Consider the following 18,634-nt stretch of genomic DNA (forward strand, 5'->3'; position numbering starts at 1 on the left):
TCCCTGCATCGGACTCTGCTTTGGGCAGGTCAGACGTGGAATTAGCTTGTGACTGGTTACACCGCTACCCGCTCCCGCGCGATTGCCACCAGGACAGCAGCTCGGCGGTCGCCTCCTCGGTCGTCAGGGGCCCGCGCTCCAGCCGCAGCTCCTTCAAATACCGCCACGCCTCGCCGACCTGGGGGCCGGCCGGGATGCCGAGCAGCTCCATGATCGCGTTGCCGTCCAAATCCGGGCGCACCCGCGCCAGGTCCTCCTGGGCGGCCAGCTCGGCGATCCGCTCCTCCAGCCGATCGTAGCTGGCCTGCAGCCGCGCGGCCCGGCGCTTGTTGCGCGTCGTGCAGTCGGCGCGCACCAACTTGTGCAACCGGGGCAGCAGCGGCCCCGCGTCGGTGACGTAGCGGCGCACCGCCGAATCGGTCCATTTACCGTCGCCGTAGCCGTGGAACCGCAGGTGCAGGAACACCAGCTGCGAGACGTCGTCGACCATCTGCCGCGAATACTTCAACGCCCGCAACCGCTTTCGGGCCATCTTGGCGCCCACCACCTCGTGATGGTGGAAGCTCACCCCGCCGTCGGGCTCGTGCCGCCGCGTCGAGGGCTTGCCGATGTCGTGCAGCAGGGCGGCCCAGCGCAGCACCAGGTCGGGCCCGTCGTCCTCCAGCGCGATCGCCTGGCGCAGCACGGTCAGCGAATGCTGGTAGACGTCCTTGTGCTGGTGGTGTTCGTCGATGGCCATCCGCATGCCGCCGACCTCGGGCAGCACCACCTCACCCATCCCGGTCTCCACCAGCAGGTCGATGCCGGCCACCGGGTCGTCGCCCAGCAGCATCTTGTCCAGCTCGGCGGCCACCCGCTCGGCGCTGATCCGCTCCAGCTGCGGCGCCATCTCCTCGATCGCCTGCCGCACCCGCGGGGCGACGGTGAACCCGAGCTGCGACACGAACCGCGCGGCGCGCAGCATCCGCAACGGGTCATCGCCGAAGGACACCGACGGCGCCGCGGGGGTGTCCAGCGTGCGCGAAGCCAGTGCCGCCAAACCGCCCAGCGGATCGAGGAATTCACCCGGCCCCGCCGGGGTGACGCGCACGGCCATCGCGTTGGCCGTGAAATCGCGGCGCACCAGGTCGTCCTCGAGGCGCTCGCCGAAACGCACCTCGGGTTTGCGCGACACCTGGTCGTAGGCGTCGGCGCGGAACGTGGTGATCTCCAGCCGATAGTCGCCCTTGCCGACACCGACGGTGCCGAACCGGATCCCGGTCTCCCACACCGCGTCGGCCCACCGGCGCAGCATGTCCTGCACCTGCTCGGGGCGGGCGTCGGTGGCGAAGTCCAGGTCCGGGCTGAGCCTGCCCAGCAACGCGTCGCGCACCGAACCGCCGACGAGGTACAACTCGTGGCCCGCGGCGTCGAAGATGGAGCCGAGCTCGCGCAGCACCGGGGCGTGCTTGTTCAGGGCGACCGCGGCGGCGGTCAGCAGGGTGGCATCCTGGGCGGCGTCAGGCACGTTCGATCAGCGTAGTCGGACGGCCTGGCGACCGTGCTGGGCGCCGCTGGACGGTGCGGCTAGATACTTCCCCGTGGCAGCACCCACCTGTGCTTGAACTCTAAAACCGTCGCAGCGGTTTCGAAGTCAGCGTCGTAGTGAACAACGATGATTTGGTGCGCGGCGGCAATCGTCGCGGTGAGCAGGTCGGCCACACCCAGGGATCGATGTAGGCCGGCTCTCGCCAGCGCCCGCTGCGCACCCAGTGCCGTCTGCCAGTGCTCGTCATTTGTCGGCAGATACTCGTAGGCGGCGCGGCGGTCAGCCCACAACTGCTCGTATTCGGCCGGTCCGCGGGCACTGTAAAGCGCCTCGGCGTCCAGCGATGCCGTTGTCGCGACCACGCCGCTTTCGATCAGCGGCCGCAGGCGCCGAGACACGCCGGGATGGCGCATCCTCGCCGCGGCGCTGGTGTCGACCAGATAACGCGCGATCAGCGCCACACGTCGCCGCGCTCGCCCGCGTCGGCCATCTCCTCCAAGCCCCCTTGTTCGAGCCATTCGACCTGGCGTGCCCGGGCCGAGGTGGCGGCCGCCTGCTGCAGCGCCATCCGCACCGTGTCCGAAATACCGGTGGTCTTCAATTCACGCTGTGCCGCGGCAAGAAGGTCGTCATCTAGATCGATCAGTCTTTTGGGCATAGCTCTCCGGCGCCGAATATATACGTGCTGTAGACGAAGTATATCTCCACCGCACATCCCGCCGCACGTCGGCCCAGCGGCGAGTATGTCCTGAAGAGGGACCCCCGCCAGCTACTATCGCTTGGGTGTCGGACGCCGAACAATCCAGACCACGTCGCCGCCGGGGGCGGCGCCGGCGTCGTGCTGGCGGCGGCGCGGCGGAAAACCCCACCGATACCCCGTCGAACGGCGACTCCCCCGCGGCCAAACCGCGCCGACCGCGCCCGTCTCGCGGCATTCCCGAGCGACTGAAGACCGTCCACGAAACCTCCGCCGGGGGCCTGGTCATCGACGGCATCGACGGCCCGCGCGACGAACAGGTCGCCGCGCTGATCGGGCGCGTCGACCGGCGCGGACGCATGCTGTGGTCGCTGCCCAAGGGCCACATCGAGGTCGGCGAGACCGCCGAACAGACCGCCATCCGTGAGGTCGCCGAGGAGACCGGGATCCGCGGCAGCGTGCTGGCCGCGCTGGGGCGCATCGACTACTGGTTCGTCACCGACGGCCGCCGCGTGCACAAGACGGTGCATCATTATTTGATGCGCTTCTCGGGCGGCGAGCTGTCCGACGAGGACCTCGAGGTGGCCGAGGTGGCCTGGGTGCCGATCCGGGAACTGCCGTCGCGGCTGGCCTACGCCGACGAGCGCCGGCTGGCCCAGGTCGCCGACGAGCTGATCGACAAGCTGCAGAACGACGGCCTCGACGCGCTTCCGTCGCTGCCACCCAGCGCGCCGCGGCGGCGCCCGCAGACGCATTCGCGCACCCGGCATTCGGACAAGCGCATCGCGGGCCGGAAGAACGGTCACGGGCCGGGGCCGTGACGCCGCCGCGACTCTGCTGGGCCGGCTCGTTGCGCCTCGCCGCAGTGGTTGCCATCGTGGCCGGTTTTGCGGCGCTCGCCGGGCCCGCCCCGCGCGCGGTCGCGGGTGAGCCCGGGGACACCCCGTTCGTCCGGGTCCGCATCGATCAGGTGACCCCCGACGTGGTCACCACGACGAGCCCGCCCGTCGTCACCGTCAGCGGCATGGTCACCAACATCGGTGACCGACCGGTCCGCGACGTCATGGTCCGGCTCGAGCACGCCCCGGCGGTCGCCGACTCGGCGGCGCTGCGCACCTCGCTGGACGGCAACACCGACCAGTACCAGCCGGCCGCCGACTTCCTCACGGTCGCCCCCGAACTGCAGCGCGGGCAACAGGCCGGCTTCACCCTGTCCGCCCCGCTGCGCGCCGTGACCAAACCGTCGCTGGACATGGAGAAGCCGGGAATCTATCCGGTCCTGGTCAACGTCAACGGCACCCCCGATTACGGCGCCCCCGCCCGCCTCGACAACGCGCGATTCCTGCTGCCCGTGGTCGGCGTGCCGCCCGATCACGCCGACGACGTGAACTCCGCCGTCGCGCCCGACACCTCCAAACCCGTGTGGATCACCATGCTGTGGCCGCTGGCCGACCGGCCGCGGCTGGCCCCCGGCGTCCCGGGCGGCACCATCCCGGTCCGATTGGTCGACGACGACCTGGCCACCTCGCTGGCGCCCGGCGGCCGCCTCGACATCCTGCTGTCCGCGGCCGAGGTCGCCACCAGCCACGACGTCGACCCGGACGGCGCCGTCAGCCACGCGCTGTGCCTGGCCGTGGATCCCGACTTGCTGGTCACCGTCAACGCGATGACCGGCGGCTACGTGGTGTCCAATTCGCCCGACGGCCCCGCTCAACTCCCGGGCACCCCGACGCATCCGGGCACCGGCCAGGCCGCCGCGGCCGAATGGCTGAACCGGCTGCGCACGCTGGCCCACCACACCTGCGTGGCGCCGCTGCCCTACGCCCAGGCCGACCTGGACGCCCTGCAGCGCGTCAACGACCCGGGGCTGAGCGCCACCGCCACCAACACCATCGGCGGCATCGTCGACCGCATCCTGGACATACCCTCCACCCGCGGGGCGACGCTGCTGCCCGACGGCCCGCTGACCGGCCGCGCCGTGAGCCTGCTCAGCGCCGACAACAGCACGGTCGCGATCGCCGCCGGCAACCTGTCCGCCCACGACCTGACCAACGACACCCTCGCCGCCGCCGACACCGCGCCCAGGCGGCTGTCACCGCAGGTGGTGGTCGCGCCGTTCGACCCCGCCGTCGGGGCCGCGCTGGCCGGCGCGGGCACCAATCCCGTCGTCCCCACCTATCTGGACTCCTCGCTGGCCGTTCCGCTCTCGCACGACTCCGACACCGCCCGGCGCCAGGACGCGCTGGGTTCCATCTTCTGGCATGCCCTGCAGCGCGACGCCGCGCCGCGTACCCAGCTGTTGGTGCCCCCGGCGACGTGGACCCTGCAGGCCGATGACGCGCAGGTCATTCTCACCGCGCTGGCCACCACCATCCGTTCCGGTTTGGCGGTGCCGCGACCGCTGCCGGCGGTCATCGCGGAGGCCAACCAGCCCGGAAAAGCCCCCACCGAGCCGGAGCAGCAGGCGGGCTTAGACAAATCCGCGCGCGGCCGGATCGGCGACGACGTGACCGGCGCCATCGCCGGCCAGGTCGGCCGGCTGTGGGGGCTGACCTCGGCGCTGACCACCGACGAGCGCACCGGGCTGACCGGAGTCCAGTACACCGCGCCGCTGCGCGAGGACATGCTGCGCGCGTTGAGCCAATCCGAACCGCCGAACACCCGCAACGGGCTGGCCCAGGAGCGCATCGCGGTGGTCGGCAAGACGATCAACGACCTGTTCGGCGCCGTCACGATCGTCAACCCGGGCGGCTCCTACACCCTGGCCACCGAGCACAGCCCGCTGCCGCTGGCGCTGCACAACGGCCTGGCCGTTCCGATCCGGGTGCGGCTGCAGGTCGACGCCCCGCCCGGGATGCGGGTGACCGACGTCGGCCAGATCGAACTGCCGCCCGGATACCTGCCGCTGCGGGTGCCGATCGAGGTCAACTTCACCCAGCGCGTCGCGGTCGACGTGACGCTGNCCGGCGTCCCGGGCGGCACCATCCCGGTCCGATTGGTCGACGACGACCTGGCCACCTCGCTGGCGCCCGGCGGCCGCCTCGACATCCTGCTGTCCGCGGCCGAGGTCGCCACCAGCCACGACGTCGACCCGGACGGCGCCGTCAGCCACGCGCTGTGCCTGGCCGTGGATCCCGACTTGCTGGTCACCGTCAACGCGATGACCGGCGGCTACGTGGTGTCCAATTCGCCCGACGGCCCCGCTCAACTCCCGGGCACCCCGACGCATCCGGGCACCGGCCAGGCCGCCGCGGCCGAATGGCTGAACCGGCTGCGCACGCTGGCCCACCACACCTGCGTGGCGCCGCTGCCCTACGCCCAGGCCGACCTGGACGCCCTGCAGCGCGTCAACGACCCGGGGCTGAGCGCCACCGCCACCAACACCATCGGCGGCATCGTCGACCGCATCCTGGACATACCCTCCACCCGCGGGGCGACGCTGCTGCCCGACGGCCCGCTGACCGGCCGCGCCGTGAGCCTGCTCAGCGCCGACAACAGCACGGTCGCGATCGCCGCCGGCAACCTGTCCGCCCACGACCTGACCAACGACACCCTCGCCGCCGCCGACACCGCGCCCAGGCGGCTGTCACCGCAGGTGGTGGTCGCGCCGTTCGACCCCGCCGTCGGGGCCGCGCTGGCCGGCGCGGGCACCAATCCCGTCGTCCCCACCTATCTGGACTCCTCGCTGGCCGTTCCGCTCTCGCACGACTCCGACACCGCCCGGCGCCAGGACGCGCTGGGTTCCATCTTCTGGCATGCCCTGCAGCGCGACGCCGCGCCGCGTACCCAGCTGTTGGTGCCCCCGGCGACGTGGACCCTGCAGGCCGATGACGCGCAGGTCATTCTCACCGCGCTGGCCACCACCATCCGTTCCGGTTTGGCGGTGCCGCGACCGCTGCCGGCGGTCATCGCGGAGGCCAACCAGCCCGGAAAAGCCCCCACCGAGCCGGAGCAGCAGGCGGGCTTAGACAAATCCGCGCGCGGCCGGATCGGCGACGACGTGACCGGCGCCATCGCCGGCCAGGTCGGCCGGCTGTGGGGGCTGACCTCGGCGCTGACCACCGACGAGCGCACCGGGCTGACCGGAGTCCAGTACACCGCGCCGCTGCGCGAGGACATGCTGCGCGCGTTGAGCCAATCCGAACCGCCGAACACCCGCAACGGGCTGGCCCAGGAGCGCATCGCGGTGGTCGGCAAGACGATCAACGACCTGTTCGGCGCCGTCACGATCGTCAACCCGGGCGGCTCCTACACCCTGGCCACCGAGCACAGCCCGCTGCCGCTGGCGCTGCACAACGGCCTGGCCGTTCCGATCCGGGTGCGGCTGCAGGTCGACGCCCCGCCCGGGATGCGGGTGACCGACGTCGGCCAGATCGAACTGCCGCCCGGATACCTGCCGCTGCGGGTGCCGATCGAGGTCAACTTCACCCAGCGCGTCGCGGTCGACGTGACGCTGCGGACCCCGGACGGCATGCGGCTGGGCGACCCGGTGCGGTTGTCGGTCCACTCCAACGCCTACGGCAAGGTGCTGTTCGCCATGACGCTCAGCGCCGCGGCGGTGCTGGTGCTGCTGGCCGGGCGCCGGCTGTGGCACCGGTTCCGCGGCCAGCCCGACCGCGCCGACCTGGACCGCCCGGATCCCCCCGACGCCAGCCCCGCCGACCTGCGCGACGCGATCGACGATCGCGTCGATCAGCAGCACAGAGTATGAGCCCCGCCCCCCGGCACGCGCAGTCCCAGGCACCGCGGCACCCGCACCGCGTGCCGCCGTCGGCGCGCCGGATCCGCCCGGGTCCGCCGACGGGTCCCCTGCCGCCGGTGCCGGAGCTGGCGCGGCGACGGCCCGAGCTGTCCGACGCCGCCGTGGTCTCGCGGTCGTGGGCGATGGCATTCGCCACGCTGATCAGCCGCATCACCGGGTTCGCCCGCATCGTCGTGCTCGCCGCCATCCTGGGTGCCGCCCTGTCCAGCGCCTTCTCGGTGGCCAATCAGCTGCCGAACCAGGTCGCGGCGCTCGTGCTGGAGGCGACGTTCACCGCCATCTTCGTGCCGGTGCTGGCCCGCGCCGAACAAAGCGACCCCGACGGCGGCGCGGCGTTCGTGCGGCGCCTGGTCACGCTGACGACCGCGCTGCTGGTGCTCACCACGGCGCTGTCGGTGCTGGCCGCGCCGCTGTTGGTGCGGCTGATGCTGGGCCGCGCCCCTCAGGTCAACGAGCCGCTGACCACCGCGTTCGCCTATCTGCTGCTGCCGCAGGTGCTGGCGTACGGCCTGACGTCGGTGTTCATGGCGATCCTGAACACCCGCAACGTGTTCGGGCCGACGGCGTGGGCGCCGGTCGTCAACAACGTCGTCGCGCTGGCCACCCTGGGCGTGTATCTGGCCGTCCCGGGCGAACTGTCCGTCGACCCGGTGCGGATGGGCAACGCCAAGCTGCTGGTGCTCGGCATCGGCACCACCCTGGGCGTGTTCGCGCAGACGGCCGTGCTGCTGGTGGCGCTGAAGCGTCAGCACGTCAGCCTGCGCCCGCTGTGGGGCATCGACGAACGCCTCAAGCGTTTCGGCACGATGGCCGCGGCGATGGTGCTCTACGTGCTGATCAGCCAGCTTGGCTACATCGTCGGCAACCAGGTTGCCAGCACCGCGGCCGCGTCGGGGCCCGCGATCTACAACTACACGTGGTTGGTGCTGATGCTGCCCTACGGCATGATCGGCGTGACCGTGCTGACGGTGGTGATGCCGCGGTTGAGCCGCAACGCCGCCGCCGATGACACCGGGGCCGTGCTCGCCGACCTATCGCTGGCGACCCGGCTGACCGTGGTCACGCTGATCCCGATCGTGGCGTTCATGACTGTCGGCGGCCCGGCGATCGGCAGCGCGCTGTTCGCCTACGGGCATTTCGGCGGCGTCGACGCCGGCTACCTGGGCGCCGCGATCGCGATGTCGGCGTTCACCCTGATCCCGTACGGGCTGGTGCTCCTGCAGCTGCGCGTCTTCTACGCGCGGGAGCAGCCCTGGATGCCGATCGTGCTCATCCTCGTCATCACCGCCGTCAAGATCGCCGGCTCGGTGGCGGCGCCCCACCTCACCGGCGATCCCAAGCTGGTGGCCGGGTTCCTCGGCCTGGCCAACGGGGTCGGGTTCCTGGCCGGCGCGATCGTGGGTTACTACCTGCTACGCCGCGCGCTGCTGCCCAACGGCGGGCACCTGATCGGTGTGGGCGCGGTGCGCACGATCCTGGTGACGATCGTCGCGTCGCTGCTGGGCGGTTTGGTCGCCCACGTGGCCGATCGGCTGCTGGNCCCCTGCCGGAGTCCGGGGTGCGAAGCGGGCTGGCCCCGGCCGAGCGGGATGCGGCGGGCAATCCCGTCGAGCCCATGGTCATCGACCGCGACATCCCCTTCCAGATTTCCGCGGTTGCCGTTCGCGCGGTTCAGGAAGATGGCGGAATACGCAGCGCCTCAACGCTTTTGAACCTGCTACAGCAGGCGACCGCGGTGGCCGACCGCACCGAGGTGCTCGGACCGATCGACGATTCGCCGCCACCACCCATCGCCCGGGCGTCCACGGGCCGCGAGTATGCGGCCTTCGCGCGCCGCCGCCGCAACGTGCTGATCGGCGTCGGCGCCGCCCTGGCCGTCATCGTGGTGGCCCTGTTGGTCCTGGCGTCGGTGGTGAGCAAGATCTTCGGCAACGTCGGGGGCCTCAACAAAGACGAGTTGGGGCTGAACGGGCCCTCGTCGTCGGCGTCCTCGGCGGCCCCGGGTTCCGCGGCCGCGGGGAGCGTCGTCAAACCCAGCAAGGTGTCGGTCTACTCCCCCGACGGTGACACCGACAACCCCGGGCAGGCCGGGCAGGCGATCGACGGCGACCCCTCGACCGCCTGGTCGAGCGAGATCTACACCGACGCCGTCCCGTTCCCCAGCTTCAAGCAGGGCGAAGGGCTCATGCTGCAGTTGCCGAATCCCACCGTGGTCGGCCAGGTCACCATCGACACGCCCAGCACCGGCACCAAGGTCGAGATTCGCTCGGCGTCGACGGGCTCGCCGTCGCGGCTGGAGGACACCACCGTGCTCGCGCCGGCCTTCCCGCTCAAGCCCGGCCACAACGTCATCCCGGTGCGGGCCGGCTCGCCGACGTCGTACCTGCTGGTGTGGATCTCCACCCTGGGCACCACCAATGGCAAGAGCCAGGCCAGCATTCAGGAGATCACCGTTCAGGCGGCCTCCTGACGGCGCTCACAGATCCTGCTCTGGTGAAGTGCCGCGCGACCCCCGATTGGTTACTGTCCGGCCGTGGGTCTCGGGGGCGGGGAATTCGAGGGTAAGAGCCAGGGCGAACGCACTGACGCCGAGCTGCTGGCCGCCCACGTCGCCGGCGATCGCCGCGCCTTCGACGAGCTGTTCCACCGCCACCAACGCCAACTGCACCGCCTGGCCCGACTCACCACCCGCACCCGCGAGGACGCCGAAGACGCGCTGCAGGACGCGATGCTCTCGGCGCACCGCGGCGCCGGATCGTTCCGGCACGACGCGGCGGTCGGGAGCTGGCTGCACCGCATCGTGGTCAACGCCTGCCTGGACCGGCTGCGCCGCACCAGGGCCCACCCGACCGCCCCGCTGGAGGACGTCTATCCAGTCGCCGATCGCACGGCACAGGTCGAGACGGCCATCGTGGTGCACCGGGCCTTGATGCGCCTACCCGTCGAGCAACGGGCGGCGGTGGTGGCCGTCGACATGCAGGGGTACTCGGTCGCCGACACCGCCGCGCTGCTGGGCGTCGCCGAGGGCACCGTCAAGAGTCGATGCTCCCGCGCCCGGGTCCGCCTCGCCGAGTTGCTCGGCTACCTCAACGCCGGCCCCGACCTGGCCCCACCCATGGCCGTCAAGCCGCGCATAACGGACACTGGGGCGGATGGGTGAACCCGACCAGGATGCCGCCGAGCCGCCCCTGACGGTCGAGCTGCTGGCCGACCTGCAGGCCGGTCTGCTCGACGACGATTCGGCCGCCCGCGTACGCAAACGGGTCCGCGAAGATCCGGCGGCGCAGAACATCCTGCGTGCCCTGAACCAGGTGCGCTGCGACGTGGCCACGCTCGGCGCCGACGCGGCATGGGCGCCCGACGTGCCGCCGCAGGTGACGGCCCGGATCTCGGCGTCGCTGAAGTCCGAGGACAGCCACGACCGGGTCGGTGCCGCCCACTCGGCCCGGCCGCGCATCCGCCCCGCCCGACTGGCCGCCGGCGTGGCCGGCGTGGGGGCGGTGCTCGCGGCCATCGGGGTGGGCACCGCGGCGCTGCTCAACGCGCCCCAGCCCGCCCCCAGCACCCCGGCCACCGCGGAGCACATCACGGTCTCCACGCCGCCGATGGTCATCCCGCTGTCACAGGCCGAGATCCTGGGACTGCTGACGAAGAGCCCCGATTACGGCCCGCTCGGCGACGCCTCGCTGCGTGCGTCCTGCCTCAGCGGGCTCGGCTACCCGGCGTCCACCCGGGTGCTCGGCGCGCGGCCGGTCGACATCAACGCCCGCCCCGGCGTGCTGCTGGTCCTGCCCGGCGACACGCCCGACGACCTCGCGGTCTTCGCGGTGGCGCTCAATTGCAGCGCCGCCGACACCGGGTTGCTGGCCAACACGCAGGTACCGCGGCCTTAGCGGTGATCGCCGCCGGACTTTAGTGTGGTGCCCAGCACCCGGGGAACACCCGCGCCTACGCTGGCGTTCGTAGACGTAGCTTCCGCACCCGAAAGGCTCGAATGACTGCCGCTACCCCTGCTCCCGACACCCACGACACCATCCACGACGTCATCGTCATCGGCTCCGGTCCCGCCGGGTACACCGCGGCCCTCTACGCGGCCCGCGCCCAGATGAAGCCCCTGGTTTTCGAGGGCACCTCTTTCGGCGGCGCACTGATGACCACCACCGAGGTGGAAAACTACCCCGGGTTTCGCGACGGCATCACCGGCCCGGAGCTGATGGACGAGATGCGTGAGCAGGCGCTGCGCTTCGGCGCGGACCTGCGGATGGAAGACGTCGAATCGGTCTCGCTGACGGGGCCGGTCAAGTCGGTCGTCACCGCCGACGGCGAAACCCATCGGGCCCGGGCCGTCATCCTGGCCATGGGTGCGGCGGCGCGCTATCTGCAGGTCCCCGGTGAGCAGGAGTTGCTGGGCCGCGGGGTGAGTTCGTGTGCCACCTGCGACGGGTTCTTCTTCCGCGACCAGGACATCGCGGTCATCGGTGGGGGCGACTCGGCGATGGAAGAAGCCCTCTTCCTGACCCGCTTCGCCAGCAGTGTGACGCTTGTGCACCGCCGCGACGAGTTCCGGGCGTCCAAGATCATGCTCAACCGCGCCCGCAACAACGACAAGATCAAGTTCGTCACCAACGCCGCCGTGGTATCCGTCGAGGGCGACACGACGGTGACCGGACTGCGCCTGCGCGACAACCTAACCGGCGAAGAGTCGACGCTCCCGGTCACCGGCGTGTTCGTGGCGATCGGTCACGAGCCGCGCTCGGGCCTGGTGCGCGACGTCGTCGACGTGGATCCCGACGGCTACGTGCTGGTGCAGGGACGCACCACGAGCACCTCGCTGGACGGCGTGTTCGCGGCCGGCGACCTGGTGGACCGCACCTACCGGCAGGCCATCACCGCCGCCGGCAGCGGCTGCGCGGCGGCCATCGACGCCGAACGGTGGCTCGCCGAGCACGAAACAGACACGACCCACCACGGCGCGACAGCCGGAAGCGCCGAGGGTACCGACACATTGATTGGAGCACCGCGATGACCGACGCCGAAAAGGCCCACGCCACAATAGAAGTCTCCGACGCGTCTTTTTCCACCGAGGTGTTGTCAAGCGATAAGCCTGTGCTGGTTGACTTTTGGGCGACGTGGTGCGGACCGTGCAAGATGGTCGCGCCGGTGCTCGAGGAAATCGCCAGCGAGCGGGCCGGGCAGCTCACCGTCGCAAAGCTCGACGTGGATGCCAACCCGGAGACCGCGCGCGACTTCCAGGTGGTCTCGATCCCCACGATGATTCTGTTCAAAGACGGCCAACCCGTGAAGCGAATCGTCGGCGCCAAGGGCAAGGCGGCGCTGCTGCGCGAGCTCTCCGACGCGGTGCCGAACCTCACCTGAGGCGTTAGCTGCCGCGCCGCGCCGCGCCCCACGCCCAGCCGGTAGTGGGTCAGTTTGAAAAGGTCAGCTTGAAGCTGCTTAACGCGGAAACACGCTCCAGATGCTTGCCCCGGTTCCCGCGCCGCTCCCGACAATGAGCAGGGCAACACCGATCCAGCGTTTTTCGAAGCCCTTGTTCAAGCGACCCTTCACGAAGTCGCTGAGGGCTTGGCTGCGAGCTGCTTGTTGAGCAACGAAGGCTCCAGCTCCACCGCCGAAGGTGACGGTAACCCCTGGCTTTGGGCTGGTGACGACCTCTCGCTGTGTATCGGCGGTGCCTTCTTTGTTCAACAGGTCGCGGAGGTCCCTTTGATCGGACCAGATGTCGAACGCCACGAGGCCCACGCCGATCCACTGCAATAAGAGGGCGAGCGCGTACAGGGCGATGATTCCGCAGATCACACTCCTATGGCTATCACGATTGCGCCAGCGACGAGCAGATTCTCTCCTAGTCGAGCAGCGCGGCAATATCGCGACAGCTCCATACACGGTCGGTGATGCCAGCGGCCATCGCGGGCGTCGTTTTCCGGCCACCGGCGTCGGCGGTCAGTGTGCCGTGGGACCGGGCGAAGTTGTAGTACATGTAGTGCAGCGAGACCGCGTGCGCCAGGTTCTCCACCTTCTTGGAGAAGCCGTTGGTGAGGCGGGTGAAACGGCGCATCCCCATCCGCATGGTGAGGTTTTGGCGCTCAACGTATGACGTGCTGGCCTTGGCCAGGTTGGGGTTGCCGTTGACCTTGCGGATTTCGATGCCGGTGCAGACGGCGGGGCTGTAGCGGCGCTCGTTGCCCTCGCCGGCGGGGGCGTCGTAAATCTTGTGGAGCATGGCGTAGTCGATGTCCCCATGGAATGCGGTCTCCACGGCTCTCACGTACAGGCGTAGGCCGTCGGTGGTGAGCTGGACGCGGTTGGCGAGCCGAGATGCCAAGTCCCGTATGAACACTTCGGCGTCGTCGGCGGTGCGTTCACCCACCAGCCAAGAGGGCACCAACTTGGTGTCGGCGCAGATGGCCGTCCACGTCCACACGTCGCCGTAGCCATATTCGCCCCGGTGCTCCTCGGGAACATTCTTCTGCTTGGCGTAGCAGAACGCCCAGATCTCATCGCATTGAATGTTGGTGCAGGGCAAGTCGAATAGTGCCGCAGATTGGTATTCGGCGCACGCGGCGCCCAGCTCGACAAGCAATTTGGTCACAGTGTTCTTCGCGGCCCCGGTCAACCGCACCGTTGCACGGATGGACATGCCCTCGCACAGGCAGGAGACGATCTGTGCCCGCTGATCGGTGGAGAGCCGGTTGACCATAGTGACTATTATGCTTGACCGGTCATGTAAAAGCAATAGGGACAATGCGCAAATGTGGCGATCATGCATGCAATCCTACCGACGATGTACTATAGTGCAAGCATATGCTTACAAGTCCGACAGGAGAGATCGTGACCGAAGAACCGCCGAAGGATGGCCGCGCCGCTGGTGGCCACGCCCGCAAAAAGAAGACCACCGCGAAGCAACGGAAGGCCATCGCTAAGAAGGCCGCCGACGCGCGGTGGGAACTGGACGAATTGCCGATGGCTGTCACATCAGAAAGCAAGCCGATCAAGCTGGCCGACTTCGAGATCGACGCCTATGTCCTTGAGGACCAGACGCGCGTTCTATCCCAAGCCGGCTTCCTCACCGCGCTGGGTCGGCACCGCCGCGCTGGTGTACGCACCTCAGAAACGCCGCCGATGTTGCAGGGCCAAGCATTCGCCCCGTTCGTCACCGACGAGCTGCTCGCCGCCGCGCAGCCCATCGTATTCCGTACCCGCAGTGGTTTGCGCGCCTACGGCTACCGTGCGGAGCTTCTCCCGCAGGTGTGCGAGGTCTATCTCAAGGCGCGCGATGCCAACACCTTGGCACCCAACCAGAAACGGTTCGCGATCCAGGCCGAGATCCTGATGCGCGCATTCGCCACCGTCGGCATCATCGCCCTGGTCGATGAGGCCACCGGCTACCAAGATGTCCGCGCGCGTGACGCCCTCGCCACCATCCTGGAGCAGTACATCGAGAAAGAACTCCAGAAATGGGTGCGCACGTTCCCTGATGATTTCTACCGTGAAATCTTCCGGCTGCGCGGGATCAAATACCCCAACGGGTCGGTGAACAAGCCCGCGTATTTCGGGCATCTGACCAACGACATTGTCTACAAGCGTTTGGCTCCTGGCGTCCTCGACGAACTGCGCCGCGTCACGCCGCGAGACGACAAGGGCCGCACTAAGCACCGGTACTTTCAGCGGTTAACGACCAATCACGGCTACCCGCGCCTGCGTGAACACCTCGGGTCAGTCGTCACCGTGATGAAGCTCAGCAAAGACTGGCCGGACTTTATGGACAAGCTCAACATGCTGCACCCCCGATACGGCGAGACGCTGCCCCTCCCGTTTTCCGACGACGACGGGACCGGCCTCTAGGACTGCCCAGTGCCTTTCCACCGGGCAGCCGCGGCCTTCTTGGCGATCTCTGACCGCTGCCCGGCGGTCAGCCTGTCGGCCCGGGCGCGGCCGCCCTTCAGGCCGCCTTTGCGGCCCAGCGCAACCGCCGCTGGGTCTTTGCCCGCGACGACGTTCTGCACCAGACGTTCAATGCCAGCGAGTGCCTTCGCCTTGTCTGGGTCCAGCCACGACAGCGACGGGAGCTCGGCACATAGCCCGACCCACTCGTTGTCCTCGGCTGACCACTCGACACGGTAGGTGTACCCGTCTGGTGTCTCGTCGGTGGCATCGGCCACGATGGACGCGGCCAGCGCGTTCAGGTCACGCGGACGCTTTCTTGAGCGATCAGGCATGCCATCCATCATCCCACCAGGACTACGCGACCCGACGAATTACATCGCTTCAAACTGACCCACTACCGCCCAGCCTGGGGTTTTCCGAAAATTGAGAAGCGTCTGCGACAATAACGGCTAGCTGTTGCCCGTGTTCAGCCTTGTCCCGGAGGGCCCTTGGTATGCCGAGTCCGCGCCGTGAAGACGGCGACGCGCTGCGCTGTGGTGACCGCAGCGCTGCCGTGACCGAGATTCGGGCTACGCTGGCCGCGCTGGGAATGCTGGACAACCCCGACGAAGACATGACGACCGGCCGGCATGTGGCCCTCGAGGTCTTTGACGCCGAGCTCGACCAGGCGGTGCGCGCTTTCCAGCAGAATCGCGGGCTGCTGGTAGATGGCATCGTCGGCGACGCCACCTACCGCGCGCTGAAGGAGGCCTCGTACCGGCTGGGCGCGCGCACGCTGTATCACCAATTCGGTGCTCCCCTCTACGGCGACGACGTCGCCACCCTGCAAGCGCGGCTGCAGGACCTCGGTTTCTACACCGGCCTGGTCGACGGCCACTTCGGCCTGCAGACCCACAACGCTTTGATGTCATACCAGCGCGAGTACGGCCTGGCCGCCGACGGCATCTGCGGCCCGGAAACCTTGCGCTCCTTGTACTTTTTGAGCTCGCGCGTCACCGGCGGCTCACCGCACGCGATCCGCGAGGAAGAGCTGGTCCGCCGGTCCGGGCCCAAACTGTCGGGCAAGCGCATCATTATCGATCCGGGCCGCGGCGGCGCCGACCACGGTCTGATCATGCAGGGGCCGACCGGACCTGTCAGCGAAGCAGATGTGTTGTGGGACTTGGCGAGCCGACTCGAGGGACGGATGACCGCCATCGGCATGGAAACCTTCCTATCCCGGCCGACCAATCGCAGCCCGTCGGACGCCGAGCGGGCCACCACGGCGAATAACGTCGGCGCGGACCTGATGATCAGCCTGCGCTGCGAATCCCAGCGCAGCCCCGCGGCCAACGGCGTGGCCTCCTTTCACTTCGGCAACGCGCACGGTTCGGTCTCGACCATCGGCCGCAACCTCGCCGACTTCATTCAGCGAGAAGTGGTGGCTCGCACCGGATTACGGGATTGCCGCACGCATGGCCGGACGTGGGACCTCCTGCGGCTGACCCGGATGCCGACCGTTCAAGTCGACGTCGGCTACATCACCAATCCGCGTGACCAGGCGATGCTGATCTCGACGCAGACCCGAGACGCCATCGCCGAGGGCATCCTCGCCGCGGTCAAGCGCCTCTACCTGCTCGGCAAGAACGACCGGCCCACGGGCACCTTTACCTTCGCCGAACTGCTGGCTCACGAGTTGTCGGTGGAGCGGGCCTCCCGGCTGGGCGGTTCTTAACCGCTCCCGTTGATCTGCAACGTATTTGATGCGCTAGCGGAGCCCGCCCCGACGGGTTCCTGCAGCTGGGCACTGGACAGCAGGCGCTCCAGCGCCGCCTCGACCTCGGCTTTCCAGCCCAGGCCCTTGTCCAACTCCAGCCGCAGCCGTGGGAAGTATGGATGTGGTGCCACCACAACGAATCCCACGTCCTTCAGGAACTCCGCGTCGATGATGCAGTGCTCCACCGAGCAATCGCCCAGGGCCTCCAGCACCGGCCGCACATCGGGGTCCACCAGTCGCGGATCCTGCAACTCGGAGGCCGCCGGTGTGCGCCCGAAAGCCTCCAACGCACGCACGCCGCGCCGCACCAGCTCATCGATGACGCGGGCGATGAGTCCGTGCGGCAGATCGTCGGAGGCCTGCCCCGGCTCGATGTTCATTGACGTCAGCAGCACGGCGTCGGCGGACACCGGCGCCGTGGGAAAGCGCTGCGCCCGCGGCACCGCGCGCGGCGGCGCGTACAGGACGTAGCCCAGGCACGGCGGTTCGGCGTGGCTGCGCTCGTCCGGAATCGCCGTCGCGACCTGACCGCATGAGCCCCACTCCAGCATCACCATCGACAGCCAGGCTTCTTTTTCGAATTCGGGGTCGGCGAGGTGGTCTTGGTTACCCAGCGTCGCGGGATCGACCTCCCAGAACACGCAGCGTCGCGCATGCTTGGGAAGCTGCTCGAAAGCCTCGAGCCGCAGCGGCGTGATTCGAGCAGACACTAGCCTCCTGGCTTCCGTCCGGTACTGCGGCCGCCACATTTTGGCGCCATCAGCAACCTCTCCAGGATAGGAGAGTTTGTCGCCGTACGACCAGTGTTTTCCGCGCCACTTGAGGCGGGCAGGCGAACACTCCCGCGCATCACGACACGGCCGGCGAAATGGCGAAAGGTGTTGTGGCGCATATGAATTCTGCGTGGAGGCGGTGTCGGCAACGGCTCATTTGGGTCTCAATTCGGCCTCGAAACCCGCGTGGCGTCACAGTGACGTAATTACACCGGGTACGCGGTCATGCCTTGGGCGGGGTCATCACGTCGACGATTCGCTGGAGGTCCTCCACCGAGCCGAACTCGACCACGATCCGTCCCTTCCGTTTGCCCAGGCTGACCGTCACCCGGGTATCGAAGGTGTTGGATAGCCGGTCAGCAACGTCCTGAAGTCCGGGCATCTGAATTGGCTTGCGGCGTTGGGGCGCCGGGGTGGTCGCGTCCCCGCGGTTGGCCAGGGTGACCGCCTCCTCGGTGGCCCGCACCGACAAGCCCTCGGCGACGATCCGGCTGGCCAGCTCCTCCTGCGCCTCCGGACCGCCGTCTAGGGACAGCAGCGCCCGGGCGTGGCCGGCGGACAGGACGCCCGCCGCGACCCGTCGCTGCACCGGGATCGGGAGCTTCAGCAACCGGATCATGTTGGTGATCAGCGGCCGCGACCGGCCGATGCGGGACGCCAGCTCGTCGTGGGTGACGCCGAATTCGTCGAGCAGCTGCTGGTAGGCCGCCGCCTCCTCCAAGGGGTTCAGCTGTACCCGATGGATGTTCTCGAGCAGGGCGTCGCGCAGCAGATCGTCGTCGCCGGTTTCGCGCACGATGGCCGGGATGGCGGCCAGGCCCGCTTCCTGGGCGGCGCGCCACCGCCGCTCCCCCATCACGATTTGGTACCGCGGGCCGCCCGGGGTTCCGCTCACCGGCCGGACCACGATCGGCTGCAGCAGCCCGAACTCGCGGATGGAGTGCACCAGCTCGGACAGTGCCTCCTCGTCGAACACCTGCCGGGGCTGGCGTGGGTTGCGCTCGATGTCGGCCGGCGCGATCTCCCGGTAGACCGCGCCCACCGACGCGGCGTTCTGAGCCGGTCCGCCGATCAGCACGTCGGCGGCGGCGTCGCCCATCCGCGGGCCCAGTGTGGCCGGGCCGGAGTCGCCTTCCGCTGGACCGGTGGGGATCAGCGAAGCAAGGCCCCGGCCGAGGCCGCCCTTCTTGCGTAACGGCTGCGTCATGGTCGT

15 protein-coding genes and 2 pseudogenes are annotated in these 18,634 nt (G+C 69.1%); 9 read left to right on the forward strand and 8 right to left on the reverse strand.

Annotated elements, in window-relative coordinates; all coding sequences use genetic code 11:
* Nucleotides 1-64 precede the first annotated feature (64 nt).
* The 3 genes from BN4348_RS54620 to BN4348_RS54630 are packed head-to-tail and all read right to left on the reverse strand — an operon-like array spanning nt 65 to nt 2,186.
* Nucleotides 65-1,507 carry a CCA tRNA nucleotidyltransferase gene (locus BN4348_RS54620; RefSeq protein WP_066917032.1) on the reverse strand — a complete coding sequence of 481 codons (1,443 nt, stop codon included), beginning with the start codon at nt 1,505-1,507 and terminating at the stop codon, nt 65-67.
* 59 nt (nt 1,508-1,566) lie between these two features.
* A complete protein-coding gene (locus BN4348_RS54625) occupies nt 1,567-1,989 on the reverse strand; it encodes a PIN domain-containing protein (RefSeq protein WP_066917033.1) in 423 nt (140 codons plus the stop codon).
* A complete protein-coding gene (locus BN4348_RS54630; protein ID WP_066917034.1) occupies nt 1,980-2,186 on the reverse strand; it encodes a hypothetical protein in 207 nt (68 codons plus the stop codon). The genes BN4348_RS54625 and BN4348_RS54630 overlap by 10 nt, the downstream gene beginning before the upstream one ends.
* Nucleotides 2,187-2,311: 125 nt before the next feature.
* Between BN4348_RS54630 and BN4348_RS54635 the strand changes: the two genes are divergently transcribed.
* The 7 genes and pseudogenes from BN4348_RS54635 to trxA all read left to right on the forward strand — a co-directional run bounded on the left by BN4348_RS54635 (nt 2,312) and on the right by trxA (nt 12,363).
* Complete coding sequence (locus BN4348_RS54635) at nt 2,312-3,046, forward strand: NUDIX hydrolase (protein WP_066917035.1); 735 nt, start codon at nt 2,312-2,314, stop codon at nt 3,044-3,046.
* Nucleotides 3,043-5,223 (forward strand): annotated as a pseudogene (locus tag BN4348_RS54640) (hypothetical protein); the annotation flags it as partial. The gene BN4348_RS54635 and the pseudogene BN4348_RS54640, both read left to right, overlap by 4 nt.
* Nucleotides 5,224-6,932: 1,709 nt before the next feature.
* Nucleotides 6,933-8,944, forward strand: a pseudogene (locus BN4348_RS54650) (lipid II flippase MurJ); the annotation flags it as partial.
* Between the two features lie 576 nt (nt 8,945-9,520).
* Nucleotides 9,521-10,147: an RNA polymerase sigma factor SigM gene (gene sigM, locus BN4348_RS54655; protein WP_066917036.1), complete on the forward strand. Its 627-nt coding sequence runs from the start codon at nt 9,521-9,523 to the stop codon at nt 10,145-10,147.
* Nucleotides 10,140-10,880: a hypothetical protein gene (locus tag BN4348_RS54660; protein WP_066917037.1), complete on the forward strand. Its 741-nt coding sequence runs from the start codon at nt 10,140-10,142 to the stop codon at nt 10,878-10,880. The genes sigM and BN4348_RS54660 overlap by 8 nt, the downstream gene beginning before the upstream one ends.
* Before the next feature lie 101 nt (nt 10,881-10,981).
* Nucleotides 10,982-12,013, forward strand: a complete 1,032-nt coding sequence (trxB, locus tag BN4348_RS54665; RefSeq protein ID WP_066917038.1) for a thioredoxin-disulfide reductase — start codon at nt 10,982-10,984, stop codon at nt 12,011-12,013.
* Nucleotides 12,010-12,363: a thioredoxin gene (gene trxA, locus BN4348_RS54670; protein WP_066917039.1), complete on the forward strand. Its 354-nt coding sequence runs from the start codon at nt 12,010-12,012 to the stop codon at nt 12,361-12,363. Before trxB ends, trxA begins: the two co-directional genes overlap by 4 nt.
* Nucleotides 12,364-12,441: 78 nt before the next feature.
* Here trxA and BN4348_RS54675 read toward each other — a convergent pair whose 3' ends face one another.
* Together BN4348_RS54675 and BN4348_RS54680 are read right to left on the reverse strand one after the other, a co-directional pair.
* Nucleotides 12,442-12,804, reverse strand: a complete 363-nt coding sequence (locus tag BN4348_RS54675; RefSeq protein WP_066917040.1) for a hypothetical protein — start codon at nt 12,802-12,804, stop codon at nt 12,442-12,444.
* A gap of 46 nt (nt 12,805-12,850) precedes the next feature.
* Nucleotides 12,851-13,705, reverse strand: coding sequence for a transposase (locus BN4348_RS54680; protein ID WP_066917041.1), 855 nt, complete (start codon nt 13,703-13,705; stop codon nt 12,851-12,853).
* A 131-nt stretch (nt 13,706-13,836) separates the two neighbouring features.
* Between BN4348_RS54680 and BN4348_RS54685 the strand changes: the two genes are divergently transcribed.
* Nucleotides 13,837-14,850 carry a P63C domain-containing protein gene (locus tag BN4348_RS54685; RefSeq protein WP_211145770.1) on the forward strand — a complete coding sequence of 338 codons (1,014 nt, stop codon included), beginning with the start codon at nt 13,837-13,839 and terminating at the stop codon, nt 14,848-14,850.
* Here the strand turns inward: BN4348_RS54685 and BN4348_RS60580 are convergent.
* Nucleotides 14,847-15,224, reverse strand: coding sequence for a hypothetical protein (locus BN4348_RS60580; RefSeq protein WP_211145771.1), 378 nt, complete (start codon nt 15,222-15,224; stop codon nt 14,847-14,849). The genes BN4348_RS54685 and BN4348_RS60580 overlap by 4 nt on opposite strands.
* A 161-nt stretch (nt 15,225-15,385) precedes the next feature.
* Here BN4348_RS60580 and BN4348_RS54695 point away from each other — a divergent pair, with 161 nt between their 5' ends.
* Nucleotides 15,386-16,606, forward strand: coding sequence for an N-acetylmuramoyl-L-alanine amidase (locus BN4348_RS54695; RefSeq protein WP_066917044.1), 1,221 nt, complete (start codon nt 15,386-15,388; stop codon nt 16,604-16,606).
* Here the strand turns inward: BN4348_RS54695 and BN4348_RS54700 are convergent.
* The gene (locus tag BN4348_RS54700; RefSeq protein WP_066917045.1) at nt 16,603-17,358 is read right to left on the reverse strand and encodes an acetyltransferase; all 756 of its coding nucleotides are present in this window, start codon (nt 17,356-17,358) and stop codon (nt 16,603-16,605) included. The two genes, BN4348_RS54695 and BN4348_RS54700, sit on opposite strands and share 4 nt — an antisense overlap.
* A gap of 286 nt (nt 17,359-17,644) precedes the next feature.
* Nucleotides 17,645-18,628, reverse strand: coding sequence for a ParB/RepB/Spo0J family partition protein (locus BN4348_RS54705; protein ID WP_066917046.1), 984 nt, complete (start codon nt 18,626-18,628; stop codon nt 17,645-17,647).
* Between the last annotated feature and the right edge of the window lie 6 nt (nt 18,629-18,634).

The organism is Mycobacterium interjectum (assembly GCF_900078675.2).
GTDB lineage: Bacteria > Actinomycetota > Actinomycetes > Mycobacteriales > Mycobacteriaceae > Mycobacterium > Mycobacterium interjectum.

What these genes read in the sequence shown, in the direction of transcription:
- BN4348_RS54630 (WP_066917034.1), bottom strand. Translation starts at nt 2,186, where the DNA reads ATGCCCAAAAGACTGATCGATCTAGATGACGACCTTCTTGCCGCGGCA.
- BN4348_RS54660 (WP_066917037.1), top strand. Translation starts at nt 10,140, where the DNA reads ATGGGTGAACCCGACCAGGATGCCGCCGAGCCGCCCCTGACGGTCGAG.
- trxB (WP_066917038.1), top strand. Translation starts at nt 10,982, where the DNA reads ATGACTGCCGCTACCCCTGCTCCCGACACCCACGACACCATCCACGAC.
- trxA (WP_066917039.1), top strand. Translation starts at nt 12,010, where the DNA reads ATGACCGACGCCGAAAAGGCCCACGCCACAATAGAAGTCTCCGACGCG.
- BN4348_RS54680 (WP_066917041.1), bottom strand. Translation starts at nt 13,705, where the DNA reads ATGGTCAACCGGCTCTCCACCGATCAGCGGGCACAGATCGTCTCCTGC.
- BN4348_RS60580 (WP_211145771.1), bottom strand. Translation starts at nt 15,224, where the DNA reads ATGCCTGATCGCTCAAGAAAGCGTCCGCGTGACCTGAACGCGCTGGCC.
- BN4348_RS54695 (WP_066917044.1), top strand. Translation starts at nt 15,386, where the DNA reads ATGCCGAGTCCGCGCCGTGAAGACGGCGACGCGCTGCGCTGTGGTGAC.
- BN4348_RS54705 (WP_066917046.1), bottom strand. Translation starts at nt 18,628, where the DNA reads ATGACGCAGCCGTTACGCAAGAAGGGCGGCCTCGGCCGGGGCCTTGCT.